Below are 19,250 nucleotides of genomic sequence, written 5' to 3'. Positions count from 1 at the left end.
GGGAAAGGAAAACGGTCGGCGCGCCGCCAGGTCAATCTTCGAGCATCGCGCCGCTGCCGCCGGCAGGGCCGCGCACGCCGATGGACTCGACCTCCGCGATCCGCTCTGCCGGGAAGAACTTGCACAGGCAATGCTCGATGTCGATGTACTCCCCGGCATGGATCACGGCCAGCATGTGGGCCAGGATCTGCTGGTAGACGGCCACGACGTGGTCGATCAGCACCGCGTCGAAGCTCCACAGACGGCTCATGTACTGCCCTGGAATGCCGGCAACCGCCTTGACGTCGCCCGGCGGGCGCCGCTGGGCGAATACCACCTTGCCCGAAAAACGGGCATCGGCATAGCGGCCGATGTCGGCGCGCTCGGTGAGCTGGTAACGGCCGCTGACCTTGAAGACGCGGGACACGTCGGACAGCAGGCCCTCGGAGCGCAGGAAGCCGAACACGACATCCAGGCACAGGGTCTCGGTCACGTTCTTGACGATGCTGAGGTCCTGCGACGCGGCAATCTGCTGCACCTCGCGGTCGCCCGTGAAGTCGAGCACCCGGTCCGCCGCCCGTGCCAGCACGGCGCGCTGGAGGTCGTTGTAGGGCACGGCGCCCATTTCCACCAGGTAGATGCGGGCGTCCGGGTCCTGCAGGCGGATGCTGGCCAGGGTGTAGAGCGTCTGCGCCAGGCGTTGGTCGCTGTCGAAAACCCCGATCTTCGTGTTGAGCGCACTGGAGACGAGGTAGAGGTTGACCATGGCGGGCGATTTTATTTTTGATTCCGCGCTCGGCGCGCCACGCGCCGGCGGCGGCGTTCTCTGGTGCTTCTAGAGAAAGCGCTCCAGCAGCTTGCGCGACGCGCGATCCAGCGCCTTCGCGTCGGGAATGCGGAACTGCACGCCGTGCGCGCTCGCGATCAGCAGCGCGCCGCCTTCGAGGCGGCGGATGTCTTCCTCGGCCTTGAGCACGAAGCTGGTGTCGCCGCGGTCGGTGCTCACGGTCCAGGTGCTGGGCACGCCGAAGCTCGACACGCCGTGCAGCTTCAGCAAGGTGGGCGCGAAGTCGCGCACGGCGAGTTCTTCGGTCAGCAGCGCCTGGGTGGGCGCGGGCAGCTGGTCGACGCGGTCGACCCACACGAGTTCGCGGCCTTCGCTGCCGACCAGCGACACGCCCTCGTTGGGCGCGCTGAGCGGAAAGGCGCGCACGGGCGTCACGCCCACGTGGTGCTCGCCCTGCGCGTCGGTCAGCACGAGGCGGCCGAAGGTGTCGCGTGCGAGTTCGAAGCTGATGTTGGTATTGGTGCTGCTCATCACACGTCCCCTGCCGGATGGGCGGCGTGGCTCACGGCCAGCGGCGCCTGGGCGTTGGCGCGCTCGTCGGCGGCGCCTTCGCTCACATCGTCTTCGTCGCCCTGGCGCAGCTGCGCCTGGTACAGGCGCCAGTAGGCGCCCTGCTTGGCCATGAGCGCGTCGTGCGGCCCGACCTCGACCACCTCGCCGCGGTCCATGACCACGAGGCGGTCGGCCTTGCGCAGCGTGGACAGGCGGTGGGCGATGGCGATGGTGGTGCGGCCCTGCACGAGGTTGTCGAGCGCCTTCTGGATTTCCTTTTCGGTCTCGGTATCGACGGCCGAGGTGGCCTCGTCGAGGATCAGGATGCGCGGGTCGATGAGCAAGGCGCGCGCGATGCTGATGCGCTGGCGCTCGCCGCCCGACAGGCCCTGCCCGCGCTCGCCCACCAGCGAGTCGTAGCCATGCGGCAGGCGCAGGATGAAGTCGTGCGCATGGGCCGCGCGGGCCGCCGCCACCACCTCTTCGCGCGTGGCATCGGGCTTGCCGTAGGCGATGTTCTGCGCGATGGTGCCGAAGAACAGGAACGGCTCCTGCAGCACCAGCCCCACGTGGCGGCGGTAGTCGGCCACGGCGAAGCGGCGGATGTCGGTGCCGTCGACCTTGATGGCGCCGTCGGTCACGTCGTAGAAGCGGCAGATCAGGTTGACCAGCGTGCTCTTGCCCGAGCCGCTGTGGCCCACGAGGCCGATCATCTCGCCGGGCTCGATGGTCAGGTCGAGGTCGTGGATCACGGCGCGCGAGCCGTAGCGGAAACCGAGGCCGCTCATCTCGATGCGGCCCTGCACGCGCTCCACCTTCACCGGGTTGGCCGGCTCGGGCACGTTGCTCACGTGGTCGAGGATGTCGAAGATGCGCTTGGCGCCGGCCGCGGCCTTCTGCGTGACCGAGACGATGCGGCTCATCGAGTCGAGCCGCGTGTAGAAGCGGCCGATGTAGGCGATGAAGGCGGTGAGCACGCCCACCGTGATGCTGCCGCGCGCCACCTGCCAGATGCCGAAGGCCCAGACCACGAGCAGGCCGATTTCGGTCAGCAGCGACACGGTCGGCGTGAACAGCGACCAGGTGCGGTTGAGCTTGTCGTTGACCTGCAGGTTGTAGGCGTTGGCGACGCGGAAGCGCTCGGCTTCACGGCGCTCCTGCGCAAAGGCCTTGACCACGCGGATGCCGGGGATGGTGTCGGCCAGCACGTTGGTCACTTCGGACCAGACGCGGTCGATCTTCTCGAAGCCGGTGCGCAGGCGGTCGCGCACGACGTGGATCATCCAGGCGATGAAGGGCAGCGGCACCAGCGTGACCACGGCCAGCAGCGGGTTGATCGAGATGAGGATGGCCGCCGTCATGACGATCATCAGCACGTCATTGGCGAAATCGAGCGCGTGCAGCGACAGGAAGACGTTGATGCGGTCGGTTTCGGAGCCGATGCGGGCCATGAGGTCGCCGGTGCGCTTGCCGCCGAAGTAGTCCAGCGGCAGGGTCAACAGGTGCTCGTAGGTGGTGGTGCGCAGGTCGGCGCCGATGCGCTCGGACACCAGCGCCAGCAGGTAGGTGCGCGCCCAGCCCAGCCCCCAGCCGACCAGCGCCGCGATCAGCAGGCCGCCCAGGTAGAGGCCGACCCGGCCGGAATCGATCTTCTGCCCGTTCTGGAACGGGATCAGGATGTCGTCCATCAGCGGGATGGTCAGGTACGGCGGCACCAGCGTGGCGGCGGTGGAGATCAGGGTCAGGACAAACCCGAGGATCAGCTGCTTGCGGTACGGCCCGGCAAAGCGGCCCAGGCGCAGCAGCACCCAGGTCGAGGGCGGGGTCTGGAGTTCGGTGTCGGTGCCGTCGACGTCGAGAAGTTCGGGCGCCTCTTCTGTCGCCTTCGCGACAGCGGGCGCGGCGCGCTGGCCGAACAGCTTGAGCAGCTTCAGCGCCGCCGGCTGGCCGGCCAGGGTGTAGCGCCAGCGGGCAAGCTGTCCGGCGGGGCCGATGAGGTCGAGGGTTCCGACGCCGGCGTGGTCGGAAAGACGCATTTCCAAGGCCTGATCGGTGAGTGGCCACTCACGCCACTCGCCACCCGGCTCCAGGGCGACGAGCCGCTGGTCGGTCAGGGCGACGAGGCCCGTGGCGAAGCGAAGTTGGTCGTCGAGGTCAACCGCAAGTGTTACCGAAACGTTTTCAGCGCCTGCGAGTCGGCTTTTCAGCACGCCTGAGACCGCCTCCGTTTCGCCCGCCTGGGCGCCGACTGGATCGTGATGTTGCATTGTGTTTATTTGACTCTTGCCCGTCGCGGGCCGCTGGGACCGCGTCATGGCGTCCTTGGTCGGGCGCCGATTCTGACCGATCGCCATGGGTGCGCTTGAAGGCGCCGTGGTGCTCGGCCAAAGCACATCGAACGTTTGCATGACCCGTTTCGACGACATCCAATTGCTGCGCATCAACTATTTGCGCGGTCCCAACCTCTGGACCTACCGTCCGGTGCTCGAAGTCTGGCTCGACCTGGGCCAACTGGAAGACTTCCCCTCCAACAAGATCGACGGTTTCACCGACCGGCTGACCACCCTGCTGCCGGCGCTCATCGAACACCACTGCGGCGTGGGCGAGCGCGGCGGGTTCATCCAGCGCCTCACCGAAGGCACCTGGTCGGGCCACGTGCTGGAGCACGTCGTGATCGAACTGCTGAACCTGGCCGGCATGCCGACCGGCTTCGGCCAGACCCGCAGCACCTCGGAGCATGGCGTGTACCGCATGGTGTTCCGCGCGCGTGACGAGCAGGTCGCCCGCGTGGCACTCACCGAAGGCCACCGCCTGCTGATGGCGGCCATCAACAACGACCCGTTCACCGCCGCCGACGTGCAGACCGCCGTCGAAGCCGTCAAGGCCAAGGTCGAGGACTGCTACCTCGGCCCGAGCACCGCGGCCATCGTGTCCGCCGCCACCGACCGCGGCATTCCGCACATGCGCCTGAACAGCGGCAACCTGGTGCAGCTGGGCTACGGCGCCAACCAGCAACGCATCTGGACCGCGGAAACCGACTACACCAGCGCCATCGGCGAATCGATCGCCAGCGACAAGGAACTGACCAAGTCGCTGCTCGCGAGCTGCGGCGTGCCCGTGCCGCACGGCCAGGTCGTCGAGTCGCCCGAGGAAGCCTGGGAAGCCGCCGAAGACATCGGCCTGCCCGTGGTCGTGAAGCCGTCGGACGCCAACCATGGCCGCGGCGTGTCGCTCGAACTGACCACGCGCGAGGAAGTCATGGCCGCCTTCGCGGTCGCCGAGCCCGAAGGCAGCGACGTGATGGTCGAGCGCTTCATCCGCGGCCACGAACACCGCCTGCTGGTGGTGGGCGGCGAGGTGGTGGCGGCCGCGCGCGGCGAGATCATCACCGTGACCGGCGACGGCACCAGCACCGTGGCCGGGCTGATCGACAAGCAGCTCAACAGCGACCCGCGCCGCGGCGCCGAAGAAGAATTCCCGCTCGACGTGATCGTGCTGGCCACCGACGCCAAGCTGCAGCTGGAGCTCAAGCGCCAGGAACTGGACGGCAACTCGGTGCCGGCCGCCGGCCGCGTGGTGACGATCCAGCGCAACGGCAACATGGCCTACGACTGCACCGACCTCGTGCACCCCGAGGTGGCGCATGCCGCCGTGCTCGCCGCCCGCGTGGTCGGCCTGGACATCGCGGGCATCGACATGGTCGCGCAAGACATTTCCAAGCCGCTGGGCCCGCAGGGCGGCGCGATCGTCGAGGTGAACGCCGGCCCCGGCCTGCTGATGCACCTGAAGCCGGCCATCGGCTCGCCGCGCCCCGTGGGCCGCGCCATCTGCGACCACCTGTTCCCGAACGACGCGCCCGGCCGCATCCCCGTGGTGGGCGTGGCCGGTTCGCGCGACACCGCCGTGCTCGCACGGCTGGTGGCCTGGCTCATCAACCTCGGCGGGCGCCACACCGGCCTGGCCTGCCGCGACGGCCTGTTCCTGGAACGCCGCCGCGTCGATGCACGCGACAGCGCCAACTGGGACGCCGGCCACCGCCTGCTCGTGAACCGCGCCGTCGAGGCCGTGGTGATCGAGAACGGCGCCGAGACCATCCTGCGCGACGGCCTGGCCTACGACCGCTGCGAAGTCGGCATCGTGACCGACCTCGAAGGCTGCGAAGCCCTGGCCGACTACGACATCACCGAGAGCGACCAGATGGTCAAGGTGCTGCGCACCCAGGTCGACGTGGTGCTGGGCGAAGGCACGGCCGTGCTCAACGCCGACGAGCCGCGCATCGCCGCGCTGGCGCCGCTGTGCGATGGCGCCGTCATCCTCTATGCGGCCGACCCGCAGGCCGCCGCGCTCGCCGCGCACCAGGCCGAAGGCGGCAAGGCCGTGCTGGTGCGCCAGGACCGCGTGGTGCTGGCCAACGGCACGAGTGAATCGTTCCTGCCCGGCCTGGGTCGCCTGACCATCTGGCGCGCGACCCACGTCGGCGTGAGCCTCGAAAGCCTGCTGGCCGCCGTGGCCGCCGCCTGGGCCATGGGCATTCCGCTCAACCTGATCGGCGCCGGCGTCGAGGCCTTCGAAGCCGACCTGCAGGCGGCCCTGGCCTCGCTGCAGCTGTCGCAGGCCTCGCCCCTTTCGCCCCAACTACAACTGGCATGACACGATGCGCCGCCCCGCCACCCGCGGGGCCGGCGCCCCGGTCACACCGCAAGATCACCGCAACCGCGCGCCCCGTGCCGTAGCCCCATGAAAGTCACCCGCATCCGCGCCCTGCGCGGCCCCAATCTCTGGAGCCGCCACACCACCATCGAGGCCGTCGTGGCCTGCGAAGGCGACGAGAACGCCGTCGGCAAGCTCGACGGGTTCGAAGCCCGCCTGCGCGCCCGCTTCCCGACCATCGGCGAGCTGCACCCGATGGTGCTCGGCCAGCCGCTGGCGCTGGCCCACGTGCTCGAGAACGCCGCCGTGGCGCTGCAGGCCCAGGCCGGCTGCGCCGTCAACTTCGGCAACACCGCGCCCACGACCGAAGAAGGCGTGTACCAGGTCACGGTGCAGTACACCGAGGAAGACGTGGGCCGCCGCGCCCTCGCCCTGGCCGAAGCGCTGATCCAGGCCGCGCTGGCCGACACCGCCTTCGACGCCGACGCCGCCATCACCGAACTGCGCGACCTCGACGAGTCGGAGCGCCTGGGCCCGAGCACCGGCTCCATCGTCGACGCCGCCGTGGCGCGCGGCATTCCGTACCGCCGCCTCACCAGCGGCAGCCTGGTGCAGTTCGGCTGGGGCTCCAAGCAGCGCCGCATCCAGGCCGCCGAGATCGACAGCACCAGCGGCGTGGCCGAATCGATCGCGCAGGACAAGGAACTCACCAAGCAGCTGCTCAACGCCGCCGGCGTGCCGGTGCCGCTGGGCCGCCCCGTGAGCAGCGCCGACGACGGCTGGGCCGCCGCGGAAGAAATCGGCCTGCCGGTCGTGGTCAAGCCGCAGGACGGCAACCAGGGCAAGGGCGTGACGGTGAACATCACCACGCGCGAGCAGCTGACCTCGGCCTACGACTCGGCCGCCGTGTACGGCGAAGTGATGGTCGAGAAATTCCTGCCCGGCTTCGACTTCCGCCTGCTGGTGGTGGGCGACCGCCTCGTGGCCGCCGCGCGGCGCGACCCGCCGCAGGTGATCGGCGACGGCAGCTCCACCGTGCGCCAGCTGGTCGACACCGTGAACCTCGACCCGCGCCGCGGCGAGGGCCACGCCACCTCGCTCACCAAGATCCGCCTGGACGACATCGCCATCGGCCGGCTCGAGTCGCAGGGCCTCACGCCCGAGAGCGTGCCCGAGCTGGGCCAGCGCGTCGTGCTGCGCAACAACGCCAACCTCTCGACCGGCGGCACCGCCACCGACGTCACCGACACCGTGCACCCCGAAGTGGCCGCGCGCGCCGTCGATGCGGCGCAGATGGTCGGCCTGCACATCTGCGGCGTCGACATGGTCTGCGAGAACGTGCTGCGCCCGCTCGAGGAACAACACGGCGGCGTGGTCGAAGTGAACGCCGCGCCCGGCCTGCGCATGCACATCTCGCCCTCGTTCGGCCGCGGCCGCGCGGTCGGCGAGGCGGTGATGGACACGCTCTTCGCCCCCGGCGACGACGGCCGCATTCCCGTGGTGGCCGTCACCGGCACCAACGGCAAGACCACCACCGCGCGCCTGATCAACCACATCATTGCCTCCAGCGGCCTGCGCACCGGCATGACGAACACCGACGGCGTGTACGTCAACGGCCGCCAGACCGACAGCGGCGACTGCAGCGGACCCAAGAGCGCGCGCAACGTGCTGATGCACCCCGACGTCGACGCGGCCGTGTTCGAAGTGGCCCGCGGCGGCGTGCTGCGCGAAGGCCTGGGCTTCGACCGCTGCGAGGTGGCCGTGGTCACCAACATCGGCAGCGGCGACCACCTGGGCCTGAACTACATCACCACGGTGGAAGACCTGGCGGTGCTCAAGCGCGTGATCGTGCGCAACGTGGCGCCCGACGGCTACGCGGTGCTCAACGCGGCCGACGTGAACGTCGCCGCCATGGCGGCCGGCTGCCCCGGCAACGTCATCTTCTTCACCGCCGACCGCATGCACCCGGTGATGGCCACGCACCGCGCGCAGGGCAAGCGCACCGTGTACGTCGACCAGGACACGCTGGTGGCCGCCGAAGGCTCGTGGCGCGAACGCATCGCGCTGCGCGACGTGCCGATCACGCGCGGCGGCACCATCGGCTTCCAGGTCGACAACGTGATGGCCTCGGTGGCCGCCGCGTGGGCCGTGGGCCTCGATTGGGACACCATCCGCAGCGGCCTGTCGAGCTTCATGAACGACGCGGCCGGCGTGCCCGGGCGCTTCAACGTCATGGACTACCGCGGCGCCACCGTGATCGCCGACTACGGCCACAACACCGACGCCATGAAGGCGCTGGTGTCGGCGGTGGACACCATGCCCGCCAATAAGCGCTCGGTGGTCATCAGCGGCGCGGGCGACCGGCGCGATTCCGACATCCGCGACCAGACCGCGATCCTCGGCCAGGCCTTCGACGACGTGATCCTGTACCAGGACGCAGCGCAGCGCGGCCGCGCCGACGGCGAGGTCATGGCGCTGCTGCGCCAGGGCCTGCAGGGCGCATCGCGCACGCGCCAGATCGACGAGATCCGCGGCGAGTTCGTCGCCATCGACACCGCGCTCGCCCGGCTGCAGCCGGGCGACCTGTCGCTGATCCTCGTCGACCAGGTCGAAGAGGCGCTGGCCCACCTCGCGCAGCGCATCGCGCAGGGCTGATCCACCCGCCCCGCAGCGCAGGAGGCCCGCCCTCCTTGCGCTGACGGACGTGTCCCACACGCAGGGGCGCGTCCGGCCCGCTCCACGGCGTGCGGCTTGTCCCACAGCCCGGCCCGGGCGCCCGGCCCACACTGGGGACCGGTCGCGCCCTGCGTGCTTTTGTCTTCCTCATGTCCGCTCGCACGGCGCGCCTTTCCAGGAGCCCCGATGACGACCCATTCCCTCCGTTCCACCGTGTCGACCGCCGCCCTCGTGGCGTTCGGCGGCTTCTTCATGGCCGGCGCGCCGCTGGCCTCGGCCCAGGCGCCCGGCAGCGACGCGCGGATGCAAAAAGAACGTGCCACGTGTGACGGCGTGCAACAGGACCGCGCCGCCTGCCTGCGCGAAGCCGGCGCCGCGCGCCAGGAAGCCGGTCGCCACGGCCTGACCACCCCCGGTGCGGAACGCGAAGACGCCAACGCCCTCGCACGCTGCCGCGAACAACCCGTGGCCGACCGCGCCGATTGCGAAGCGCGCATCCGCGGCGGCGCGCGCACCTCCACCGAAGGCAGCGTGATGGGCGGCGGCGTGATCCGCGAAACCGTCACCCCGCTGCCGCCGCAGCCCGTGCAGCCGGCGCGCTGATCGCGCGAGGCCGGCCTTCACCCCGATACGCCAACAAGGAGCACACCATGCCAAACAATGCGCGTTCGATGATCTTTGCCCTGCTCGCACTCAGCGGGCTGGCCACCACCACCATCGCCACGGCCGCCCGTGGCGACGGCGGCGGCAGCACCTACCAGCAGGAGATTGCGGTCTGCGGCCACAACCAGCAGGACCGTGCCGCCTGCATCCGCGAAGCCGGGGCCGCGCGCCAGGCCGCGGCGCGCGGCGGCCTCACCTCCGCGCCCGACTACCGCGCCAACGCCGTGGCCCGCTGCGGCCTGCAGCCGCCGGCCGAGCGTGCCGACTGCGAGGCCCGCGTGCTGGGCAGCGCAGGCAACATCCGCAGCAATGTCGATGGCAGCGTGATGGGTGGCGGCGTGATCCGCGAATCGGTCTCGACCCGCGTGGTGAACATACCGGCCGCCACGCTGCCGCCGCCGATGGCCGCCCCGATGCCGGCACCGATGCCTGCGGAACCGATGCCGATGCCCATGCCACGCCCTGTTCCGGTGCAGTGACCCGGTGCGCATCGCCCGGAATGCGCCTCGGTGATAACACCGACGACACGTTCGCGGGCGATGCCCTCGTTTGTCATCAAATCGTCACAAAATACAGGCATGTGCTAGCTATAGTTCCCGGTCCCTGCCAACCGAGGAACACTTTCCCATGAATGCCATCAAGGTCGCTCGCCGATTCATTGAAACGGACCCGGCCAACGAATCGGCCAAGATCCTTGCCCAACTCGTGCTGGCGCTCGAAGCCGAACGCAGCTTCGAGTTGATCACGCTCTACAGCCTCGACTACAAGAGCTTCCAGCTTGCGATGGACATCCTGAAGGAGTGGCGCCTGGACCGCTACTACGCCAGCAAGTCCAAGCTGTTCGATCTCTCGCTGCAAGTCACCGAGCTCGAAGCGGGCAACAGCGCCGCTTCCTGAGCCCGTCCCCTGGCGGTCCGGTACCTGGCGTACCCGGGCCCGCCTGTTTCATTTTCCCCAGCGCAACACCAACGGATCGAGCCGCCGCGCGGTCTCGATGAGGCCGGCGCGCGTCTCGGGATGCAGCGCGGGCAGCGGATGCCGCGGCGCCTCGCAGGCGATCACGCCGCCTTCCTTCATGAGCGCCTTGCAGGCCAGCAGGCCCGCCTGGCGGTTCTCGCAGTTGATGAGCGGCAGCCACCGCTGGTACAGCGCGAAGGCCTGGTCGCGGTCGCCTGAACGGTGCGCCTCGATGATCGGGCGGATGCCGTCGGGATAACCGCCGCCGGTCATCGCACCGGTCGCGCCGGCGTCGAGGTCGGACATCAGCGTGATCGCTTCTTCACCGTCCCACGGCCCTTCGATGGCATCGCCACCCAAACGGATCAGCTCGCGCAGCTTCGACGCGGCGCCGGCGGTTTCGATCTTGAAGTACGCGACCTGCTCGATCTCTTTCGCCATGCGCGCGAGGAACGGCGCCGACAGCACCGTGCCGCTCGCGGGTGCGTCCTGGATCATGATCGGAATCGTCACCGCATCCGAGAGCCGCGCGTAGAACTCGTAGATCTGCGGCTCGGGCACGCGGAAAGTCGCGCCGTGGTACGGCGGCATCACCATCAGCATGGCCGCGCCCATGTCCTGCGCGCGCCGGCTGCGCTCGGCGCAGACCTGGGTGCTGTAGTGCGTGGTGGTCACGATCACCGGCACGCGGCCCTTCACGTGCTCGAGGATGGTGCGCGTGAGCACCTCGCGCTCCTCGTCGGACAGCACGAACTGCTCGGAGAAATTCGCGAGGATGCACAGCCCATCGGAGCCCGCGTCGATCATGAAATCGACGCAGCGCTTCTGGCTTTCGAGATCGAGCGCGCCCTGTTCGGTGAAGGTGGTGGGCACCACCGGGAAGATGCCGCGGTATCGGGGGGTCATGGCGTGTGATCAGTGGGAGTGGCGGGGAACGGCGGCGCCGCGGCAGCCGACCAGGAAATCGAAGTCGCAGCCTTCGTCGGCCTGCAGCACGTGGTTGACGTAGAGCTTCTGGTAGCCGCCGCCGCGCGTGCTCATGGGTTGCGCATCGGAGGCGGACAGCGACGCGAGGCGCGATGCGAGTTCCTCGTCGCTGATGTCCAGGTGCAGCCGCCCCGCATCGCAATCGAGCTCGATCCAGTCGCCGTCGCGCACCGCCGCGAGCGGCCCGCCGTCGGCGGCTTCGGGCGCGACGTGCAGCACCACCGTGCCGTAGGCCGTGCCGCTCATGCGCGCGTCGGAGATGCGCACCATGTCCTTCACGCCCTGGCGCAGCAGCTTCGGCGGCAGCCCCATGTTGCCGACCTCGGCCATGCCGGGGTAGCCCTTGGGGCCGCAGTTCTTCAGCACCATCACGCAGCTCGCGTCGATGTCGAGGTCTTCATCGACGATGCGTGCCTTGTAGTGCTCCAGGTTCTCGAACACCACGGCGCGGCCGCGGTGCTTCAGCAGCTCGGGCGTGGCGGCCGAGGGCTTGAGCACCGCGCCGCGCGGCGACAGGTTGCCGCGCAGGATGCGGATGCCGCCGTCGGCGATGAGCGGGTTGTCGAGCGGGCGGATCACCTCGTCGTTGAGGCTCGGCGCCTCGCGCACGTTGTCCCAGAGCGACTGGCCGTTGACGGTGAGCGCCCCCGGGTGCGGCAGCAGCCCGTGCTCGCCGAGGCGGCGCAGCACGGCGGGCAGGCCGCCCGCGTAGTAGAACTCTTCCATGAGGAAGCGCCCCGAGGGCATGAGGTCGACGATCGTCGGCGTGTGGCTGCCGATGCGCGTCCAGTCTTCCAGTTCGAGCTCGACGCCGATGCGCCCCGCGATCGCCTTCAGGTGGATCACCGCGTTGGTCGATCCGCCGATGGCCGCGTTCACGCGGATCGCGTTCTCGAAGGCCTCGCGCGTGAGGATCTTCGACAGCGTGAGCCCGTCCTTGGCCATCTGCACCGCGCGCGCGCCCGACATTTGCGCGAGCACATAGCGCCGCGCATCGACCGCCGGAATCGCCGCGTTGTGCGGCAGCGAGGTGCCCAGCGCCTCGGCCATGCAGGCCATGGTAGAGGCCGTGCCCATCGTGTTGCAGGTGCCCGCCGAGCGCGACATGCCGCCCTCGGCCGAGAGGAACTGGTGCAGGTTGATCTCGCCGGCCTTCAGCGATTCGTGCAGCTGCCACACGGCCGTGCCCGAGCCGATGTCCTTGCCGTCGAGCTTGCCGTTGAGCATCGGCCCGCCCGTGACCACGATGGCCGGAATGTCGCAGCTGGCCGCGCCCATCAGCAGCGCCGGCGTGGTCTTGTCGCAGCCCGTGAGCAGCACCACCGCATCGACCGGGTTGCCGCGAATGGCCTCTTCGACGTCCATGCTCGCGAGGTTGCGCGTGAGCATCGCGGTGGGCCGCAGGTTCGATTCGCCGTTCGAGAACACCGGGAACTCGACCGGGAAGCCGCCCGCCTCCGAGATGCCGCGCTTGACGTGCTCGGCGATCTTGCGGAAGTGCGCGTTGCACGGCGTGAGTTCCGACCAGGTGTTGCAGATGCCGACGATGGGGCGGCCGTCGAACTCGTGGTCGGGGATGCCCTGGTTCTTCATCCAGCTGCGGTACATGAAGCCGTTCTTGTCGGCGGAGCCGAACCATTCGGTCGAGCGCAGTTTCTTTGTCATGGGGAAATGGTCAGCGGCGCGGGGCGCGCGAGGTGAAGAAACGTTGGAGCAGGCAGAACACGAAGAGCAGCGCGCCGACCACGATGCGCGTCCACCACGAGCTCAGCGTGCCGTCGAAGGAAATCAGCGTCTGGATGATCCCGAGCATCAGCACGCCGAAGAGCGTGCCGGCCACGTAGCCCACGCCGCCCGTGAGCAGCGTGCCGCCGATCACCACCGCCGCGATGGCGTCGAGCTCCAGCCCGAGCGCGTGCAGGCCATAGCCCGAGAGCATGTAGAAGGTGAAGATCACGCCGGCCAGCGCCGAGCTGAAGCCCGAGAGCGTGTACACGCCCACGAGCGTGCGCCGCACCGGCAGGCCCATGAGCATCGCCGAATGCTCGCTGCCACCGATGGCGTACACCGCGCGGCCGAAGGGCGTGCAATGCGCGATGAAGATCGCGGCCAGCAGCACGGCGATGGCGATCACCGCGCTGACCGACACCGAGGCCTCGCCCCAGATGGGAATGCGGATCTGCGAGACCTCGGAGTAGAAGTCGTTGGTGATGCTGATCGAGTCGATGCTGATGAGGTAGCACAGCCCGCGCGCGAGGAACATGCCCGCCAGCGTGACGATGAAGGGCTGCAGCCGGAAGCGCTCGATGAGCAGGCCCATGAACGCGCCGAAGGCCGTGCCCATCGCGAGCACCAGGGGAATCACGATGGCCGGGCTCCACCCGTACTTCTCGACCAGCGAGGCCGACACCATCGTCGTGAGCGCGATCACCGAGCCCACCGACAGGTCGATGCCGCCCGAGAGGATCACGAAGGTCATGCCGACCGCGACGACGATCAGGAACGCGTTGTCGATCAGCAGGTTGAGGAACACCTGCGCCGAGAAGAAGCCGTCGTAGAACACGGAGCCCAGCGTCGCCATCAGCACGAACAGCGAGATGGTCGCGGTGAGCGGCAGGTACTTCGGATTGAGCCTTGCCTTGCTCCCGCGCGCGGGAGCGGGTGGCGCCGAGGGTGCGGCCTCGATCACTGCATTCATGCCCTGCTCCCGTCATGCACCGGCCGCTGCACCAGCGTGCGAACCTCTGCCCGGAACTCCGGCGACTGCATCAGCATCACCACGAACACCACCACCGCCTTCACCACGAGGTTGATCTCCGGCGGCACGCCCAGCGAATAGATCGCGTAGGTCAGCGTCTGGATGATCAGCGCGCCGATCACGCTGCCCACGAGGCTGAAGCGACCGCCCGTGAGCGCCGTGCCGCCGAGCGTGACCGCGAGGATCGCATCGAGCTCCAGCAATTGGCCCGCGTTGTTGCCGTCCGCGCTCTTCACGTTCGAGCTGATCAACAGGCCCGCCACGCCCGCGCACACGCCGCAGAACGCATACGCACCGACGACCAGCCGCCGCGCCTGGATGCCCGCCACGCGCGCGGCCGTCGGGTTGATGCCCACCGCCTGGATGAACAGGCCGAGCGCCGTGCGCGTGATCGCCAGGTACAGCAGCGCGAACACCGCCGCCACGATGAACAGCGAGAACGGCAGCCCCAGCAGGTAGCCGCTGCCGAGGAAGAAGAAGGGCTTGTAGTAGATCGTGATGATCTGCCCGTCCGCGACCAGCTGCGCGATGCCGCGCCCCGCCACCATGAGGATCAGCGTCGCGATGATCGGCTGCATGCCGACCTTGGCGACCAGCAACCCGTTCCACAGGCCGCACAGCAGCGCGACACCGAGCGCCGCGAGGATCGCGAGCGGCATCGGGAAGCGGCTCACGTCGCTGGACACCGAGCCGCCGATCATCCAGGCCGCGACCGCCGCCGCGATGGCCACCACCGCGCCCACCGAGATGTCGATGCCGCGCGTGGCGATCACCAGCGTCATGCCGAGCGAGACCAGCACCAGCGGCGCCGCGCGGTTCACGATGTCGATGAGGCTGCCGTAGAGATGACCCTCGCGCCATTCGAGGTGCAGGAAGCTCGCGTTGAACGCGGTGTTGATCGCGAGCAGCAACAGCAGCGTGATGACCGGCCAGGCGAGCCGGTGGCTCATGAGGGACGAAAAGCGGTTCATGCTGCAGCGATCATTTCGTAGACCTCGTCTTCGGTCGAACCACCCGGCAGTTCGCCCACCTTCTGCCGGTCGCGCAGCACCACGATGCGATGCGCCACGCGCACCACCTCGCTCATCTCCGACGAGATGAAGATCACCGCCATGCCCGCACGCGCGAGCCGCAGGATCTCTTCCATGATCTCCTGCTTGGCCGCCACGTCGATGCCGCGCGTGGGCTCGTCCAGGATCAGCAAGCGCGGCTCGGTCGCGAGCCAGCGCGCGATCATGGCTTTCTGCTGGTTGCCGCCCGAGAGCAGGCCGATGGGGGTTTCGACACTCGCGGTCTTGATGCCCAGTGAGGCGACGAAGCGCTCGGCCATCGCGGTCTGCTCGGCGTGGGAGAGAAATTTCCGCGTGCCCAGGCGGGCCTGCAGCGCGAGCGCGATGTTCTCGCGCACCGACAGCTCGGCCACGATGCCATCGGTCTTGCGCTCTTCGGGACACAGCGCGAGGCCTTCACGGATCGCATCGGCCGGATTCGAAAAGCTGACGGAGCGGCCGTCGATCTTCAGCACGCCACGGTCCGGCGATTCGAGGCCGAACAGCAGGCGTGCCAGTTCGGTGCGGCCCGCGCCGAGCAGGCCGGCGATGCCGACGACCTCGCCGGCACGCACGCGCAGATCGGTGGCCTGCAACTGCCCGGCTTGGCCCAACCCTTCAGATTGCAGCAGCGCGGGCGCCGCTTCGTCGAACGCGGGCAGCGCGGCAGGTCGTGCCGACTGCGCAGCCAACTCACGACCCAGCATCGCCGCGATCAAGGCTTGCGGGCCAAGGTCCGCCGCCTTCCATTCGCCCACCCAGTTGCCGTTGCGCAGCACGGTGATGCGGTCCGACACCGCGTACATCTGGTTCAGGAAGTGCGTCACGAAGACGATGGCCAGGCCCTCGCCGCGCAAACGCCGCAGCACCTCGAACAGCTTCTCCACCTCGTCATCGTCCAGGCTCGAAGTCGGCTCATCGAGGATCAGCACCTTCGACGACACGCCGAGCGCCCGTGCGATCGCCACCATCTGCTGCACCGCGACCGAATAGCTCGACAGGAGCCGCGTCACGTCGATGTCGAGCCCGATGCGCGCCAGCAGCTCCGAAGCCCGGCGGTTCACCGCCGCCCAGTCGATGCGAAAGCCCTGCAGCGCACCGCAGCGTGGATAGCGCCCCGCGAACACGTTCTCCGCCACCGAGAGGTTCGGGCACAGGTTCACCTCCTGGTAGACCGTACTGATGCCCAGCTTCTGCGCTTCCAGCGGCGAGGCGGGACGGATGGCCTCGCCACCCAGGAACATCTCGCCGCCACTGGACGGCAGCACGCCCGTGAGCACCTTGATGAGCGTCGACTTGCCCGCGCCGTTCTGCCCCATCAGCGCATGGATCTCGCCCGGGTAGAGCTTGAGCTGCACGCCGTTGAGCACCGGGATGCCGGCGAACTGCTTGTGGATGCCCCGCAACTCCAGCACGGGGGTGACGCCGCTGTCGGTCATGCGTTCACTTGTTCTTGTTGTAGACGTCGATGAACACCGCCGCCAGCAGCACCAGCCCCTTGATGACCTGCTGGTAGTCGATGCCGATGCCGAGGATCGACATGCCGTTGTTCATCACGCCCATGATGAAGGCGCCGATCACCGCGCCCATCACCCGGCCCACGCCGCCCGAGGCCGAGGCGCCGCCGATGAAGCAGGCAGCAATCACATCGAGCTCGAAACCCAGGCCCGCCTTGGGTGTGGCCGTGTTGAGCCGCGCCGCAAACACGAGCCCCGCCAACGCCGCCAGCGCCCCCATGTTCACGAAGGTGAGGAACGCGAGCCGCTGCGTCTTCACGCCCGACAGCCGCGCGGCCTTCTCGTTGCCGCCCAGCGCATAGATGCGCCGGCCGATGGTGGTGCGGTTGGTGACGAAGTCGTACACCACGATCAGCACCGCCATCACCACCAGCACGTTGGGCAGGCCCTTGTAGGTAGAGAGCAGGTAGCTGAAGAAAAGAATGATCGCCGCGAAGAACAGGTTCTTCACGAGGAAGAAGGCGTACGGCTCCTGCTCCATGCCATGCGCCTTGAGCTTGGTGCGCCCGCGCAGCTTGAAGAACACCAGCGCCGCGGCCGCCAGCGCGCCCACGATCAGCGAGGTGGTGCGCAGCGTGTCGCCACCGAGCGGATCGGGAATGAAGCCCGAACTCAGGCGCTGGAACTCGACCGGAAACGGCCCCACCGACTGCCCCGCCAGCAGCGCCAGCGTGAGCCCCTTGAACACCAGCATGCCCGCGAGCGTGACGATGAACGAGGGGATCTTGCGGAACGCGACGAACCAGCCCTGCGCGGCGCCGATCACCGCACCGGCCGCGATGCTGATGATCGCGGTCGGCACGAAGTGCCACTCGTACTCCACCATCAGCACCGCCGCGAGCGCGCCGATGAAGCCGCAGACCGAGCCCACCGACAGGTCGATGTGCCCGGCCACGATCACCAGCAGCATGCCCAGCGCCATGATGACGACGTAGCTGTTCTGCAGCAGCAGGTTGGTGAGGTTCAGCGGGCGCAAGAGCGTGCCGTCGGTCAGCACCTGGAACAGCACCATGATCGCGACCAGCGAGATCAGCATGCCGTATTCGCGCAAGTTGTTCTTCAGGAAGCCCACGTGGAGCTTCGGGGCGGCGGTGGGTGCGGCGCCCTGCACCGCGTTGGCTTCAGGCGGCGACATGAACAGAACTCCCTGCGCTCACGATCGCATGCATGATGCGCTCCTGCGACGCCTCGGCCGCCGTGAACTCGGCCACGAAGCGGCCCTCGTTCATCACGTAGATGCGGTCGCACATGCCGAGCAGCTCCGGCAGTTCGGAAGAAATCATGAGAATGCCTTTGCCCTCGCTCGCAAGCTGGTCGATGATGGTGTAGATCTCGTACTTGGCGCCCACGTCGATGCCGCGCGTGGGTTCGTCCAATATCAGCAGCTCGGGCTTCGTGAAGAGCCACTTGCTCAGCACCACCTTCTGCTGGTTGCCGCCCGACAGGTTGACCACCAGCTGCTCGACGCCCGAACAGCGGATGTTCAATGCCTTCTTGTAGTCGTTGGCCACCTTGAACTCGCGGCCGTCGTCGATCACCGCGCGTTCGGAGATCGCATCGAGGTTCGCGAGGCTGATGTTCTTGCGGATGCCTTCCTCCAGCACCAGCCCCAGGCCCTTGCGGTCTTCGGTGACGTAGGCGATGCCGTGGTCGATGGCCTTGCGCACCGTGCTCACGTCCACCGGCTTGCCGTGCATGAGCACCGAGCCGCTGATGCGCTGGCCGTACGACTTGCCGAACACGCTCATCGCCAGCTCGGTGCGCCCCGCGCCCATGAGGCCCGCGATGCCCACGATCTCGCCCTGGCGCACCTGCAGGTTCACGCCCTTGATCTGTTCGCGGTCGGCATGCAGCGCGTGGTGCACGCGCCAGTCGCGCACCTCCAGCACCGTCTCGCCGATCTTCGGCGAGCGCTGCGGGTAGCGGTGTTCCATGTCGCGGCCCACCATGCCGCGAATGATGCGGTCTTCGCTGATCGGCGCGCTGCGGCAGTCCATCGTCTCCACCGTCGCGCCGTCGCGCAGCACGGTGATGGAATCGGCCACCTTGGCGATCTCGTTGAGCTTGTGCGAGATGAGGATCGACGCGATGCCCTGGCGCTTCAGTTCGAGCAGCAGCGCGAGCAGCGCATCGCTGTCGTTCTCGTTCAGGCTCGCGGTGGGCTCGTCGAGGATCAGCAGCTTCACCTCTTTGGCGAGCGCCTTGGCGATTTCCACCAGCTGCTGCTTGCCGACACCGAGGTCGGTCACCAGCGTGGTGGGCAGTTCCTTCAGGCCCACCTTGGCGAGCAGCTCGCGCGTCTTCGCATAGGCGGCGAACCAGTCGATCACGCCGCCGCTCGCGATCTCGTTGCCCAGGAAGATGTTCTCGGCAATCGACAGCAGCGGCACCAGCGCCAGCTCCTGGTGGATGATGATGATGCCCAGCTTCTCGCTGTCGGCGATGCCCTTGAAGCGGCGCAGCTCGCCCTCGAAATGGATCTCGCCGGTGTACGAGTCGCACGGGTAGACGCCGCTCAGCACCTTCATGAGCGTCGACTTGCCCGCGCCGTTCTCGCCGACCACCGCGTGGATCTCCCCCGCGCGCACGGCGAGGTTGACGTTGCTCAGGGCCTTCACGCCCGGGAACGTCTTGGTGATCCCGCGCATCGCGAGGATCGTGCGCGCTTCGCCGGC

Annotated in this window: 15 protein-coding genes; 5 read left to right on the top strand and 10 right to left on the bottom strand. The window is 68.5% G+C overall.

Annotated elements, in window-relative coordinates; genetic code table 11:
- Positions 1–31 precede the first annotated feature (31 nt).
- From AC1RGU_RS22425 to AC1RGU_RS22415, 3 genes are all read right to left on the bottom strand, one after another.
- On the bottom strand, positions 32–745 hold the full coding sequence (locus AC1RGU_RS22425) for a hypothetical protein (RefSeq protein ID WP_492697959.1): 714 nt from the start codon (positions 743–745) through the stop codon (positions 32–34).
- A gap of 69 nt (positions 746–814) precedes the next feature.
- Positions 815–1,297 carry a cyanophycin metabolism-associated DUF1854 family protein gene (locus AC1RGU_RS22420; RefSeq protein ID WP_095743688.1) on the bottom strand — a complete coding sequence of 161 codons (483 nt, stop codon included), beginning with the start codon at positions 1,295–1,297 and terminating at the stop codon, positions 815–817.
- On the bottom strand, positions 1,297–3,585 hold the full coding sequence (locus AC1RGU_RS22415; protein WP_492697961.1) for a cyanophycin metabolism-associated ABC transporter: 2,289 nt from the start codon (positions 3,583–3,585) through the stop codon (positions 1,297–1,299). Before AC1RGU_RS22415 ends, AC1RGU_RS22420 begins: the two co-directional genes overlap by 1 nt.
- Positions 3,586–3,724: 139 nt before the next feature.
- On the opposite strand from AC1RGU_RS22415, the gene AC1RGU_RS22410 reads away from it, so the two are divergent.
- The 5 genes from AC1RGU_RS22410 to AC1RGU_RS22390 all read left to right on the top strand — a co-directional run bounded on the left by AC1RGU_RS22410 (position 3,725) and on the right by AC1RGU_RS22390 (position 10,204).
- Positions 3,725–5,968 carry a cyanophycin synthetase gene (locus AC1RGU_RS22410; protein WP_260685188.1) on the top strand — a complete coding sequence of 748 codons (2,244 nt, stop codon included), beginning with the start codon at positions 3,725–3,727 and terminating at the stop codon, positions 5,966–5,968.
- Positions 5,969–6,055: 87 nt separating this feature from the next.
- Positions 6,056–8,623: a cyanophycin synthetase gene (gene cphA, locus AC1RGU_RS22405; protein WP_307695525.1), complete on the top strand. Its 2,568-nt coding sequence runs from the start codon at positions 6,056–6,058 to the stop codon at positions 8,621–8,623.
- 207 nt (positions 8,624–8,830) lie between these two features.
- Positions 8,831–9,247 carry a hypothetical protein gene (locus tag AC1RGU_RS22400; RefSeq protein WP_492697963.1) on the top strand — a complete coding sequence of 139 codons (417 nt, stop codon included), beginning with the start codon at positions 8,831–8,833 and terminating at the stop codon, positions 9,245–9,247.
- Between the two features lie 47 nt (positions 9,248–9,294).
- Positions 9,295–9,786 (top strand): hypothetical protein, encoded by a 492-nt coding sequence (locus AC1RGU_RS22395; RefSeq protein WP_095747442.1) that lies wholly within the window; start codon positions 9,295–9,297, stop codon positions 9,784–9,786.
- A 148-nt stretch (positions 9,787–9,934) separates the two neighbouring features.
- Positions 9,935–10,204 (top strand): hypothetical protein, encoded by a 270-nt coding sequence (locus AC1RGU_RS22390; RefSeq protein ID WP_062480564.1) that lies wholly within the window; start codon positions 9,935–9,937, stop codon positions 10,202–10,204.
- 48 nt (positions 10,205–10,252) lie between these two features.
- Here AC1RGU_RS22390 and AC1RGU_RS22385 read toward each other — a convergent pair whose 3' ends face one another.
- From AC1RGU_RS22385 to mmsA, 7 genes are read right to left on the bottom strand one after another with little or no spacing between them, the layout of a single operon-like run.
- The gene (locus AC1RGU_RS22385; protein ID WP_369631308.1) at positions 10,253–11,170 is read right to left on the bottom strand and encodes a dihydrodipicolinate synthase family protein; all 918 of its coding nucleotides are present in this window, start codon (positions 11,168–11,170) and stop codon (positions 10,253–10,255) included.
- Positions 11,171–11,179: 9 nt separating this feature from the next.
- Positions 11,180–12,916, bottom strand: coding sequence for an IlvD/Edd family dehydratase (locus tag AC1RGU_RS22380; RefSeq protein WP_492697966.1), 1,737 nt, complete (start codon positions 12,914–12,916; stop codon positions 11,180–11,182).
- 10 nt (positions 12,917–12,926) lie between these two features.
- Positions 12,927–13,949 (bottom strand): galactofuranose ABC transporter, permease protein YjfF, encoded by a 1,023-nt coding sequence (gene yjfF / locus AC1RGU_RS22375; RefSeq protein WP_492697968.1) that lies wholly within the window; start codon positions 13,947–13,949, stop codon positions 12,927–12,929.
- The gene (locus AC1RGU_RS22370) at positions 13,946–14,980 is read right to left on the bottom strand and encodes an ABC transporter permease (protein ID WP_354345578.1); all 1,035 of its coding nucleotides are present in this window, start codon (positions 14,978–14,980) and stop codon (positions 13,946–13,948) included. Before AC1RGU_RS22370 ends, yjfF begins: the two co-directional genes overlap by 4 nt.
- Positions 14,977–16,497, bottom strand: coding sequence for a sugar ABC transporter ATP-binding protein (locus tag AC1RGU_RS22365; RefSeq protein WP_492697970.1), 1,521 nt, complete (start codon positions 16,495–16,497; stop codon positions 14,977–14,979). Before AC1RGU_RS22365 ends, AC1RGU_RS22370 begins: the two co-directional genes overlap by 4 nt.
- Before the next feature lie 4 nt (positions 16,498–16,501).
- The gene (gene mmsB / locus AC1RGU_RS22360) at positions 16,502–17,710 is read right to left on the bottom strand and encodes a multiple monosaccharide ABC transporter permease (RefSeq protein ID WP_492697972.1); all 1,209 of its coding nucleotides are present in this window, start codon (positions 17,708–17,710) and stop codon (positions 16,502–16,504) included.
- Entirely contained in the window at positions 17,697–19,223 is a 1,527-nt protein-coding gene (mmsA, locus tag AC1RGU_RS22355) for a multiple monosaccharide ABC transporter ATP-binding protein (protein WP_487848138.1), read from the bottom strand. Before mmsA ends, mmsB begins: the two co-directional genes overlap by 14 nt.
- Between the last annotated feature and the right edge of the window lie 27 nt (positions 19,224–19,250).

The sequence above is a fragment of the Variovorax sp. GW823-FHT02B07 genome (genome assembly GCF_058797695.1).
Note: the sequence above shows the minus strand (reverse complement) of the source record. Positions and strands in the feature narration are given on the sequence as shown.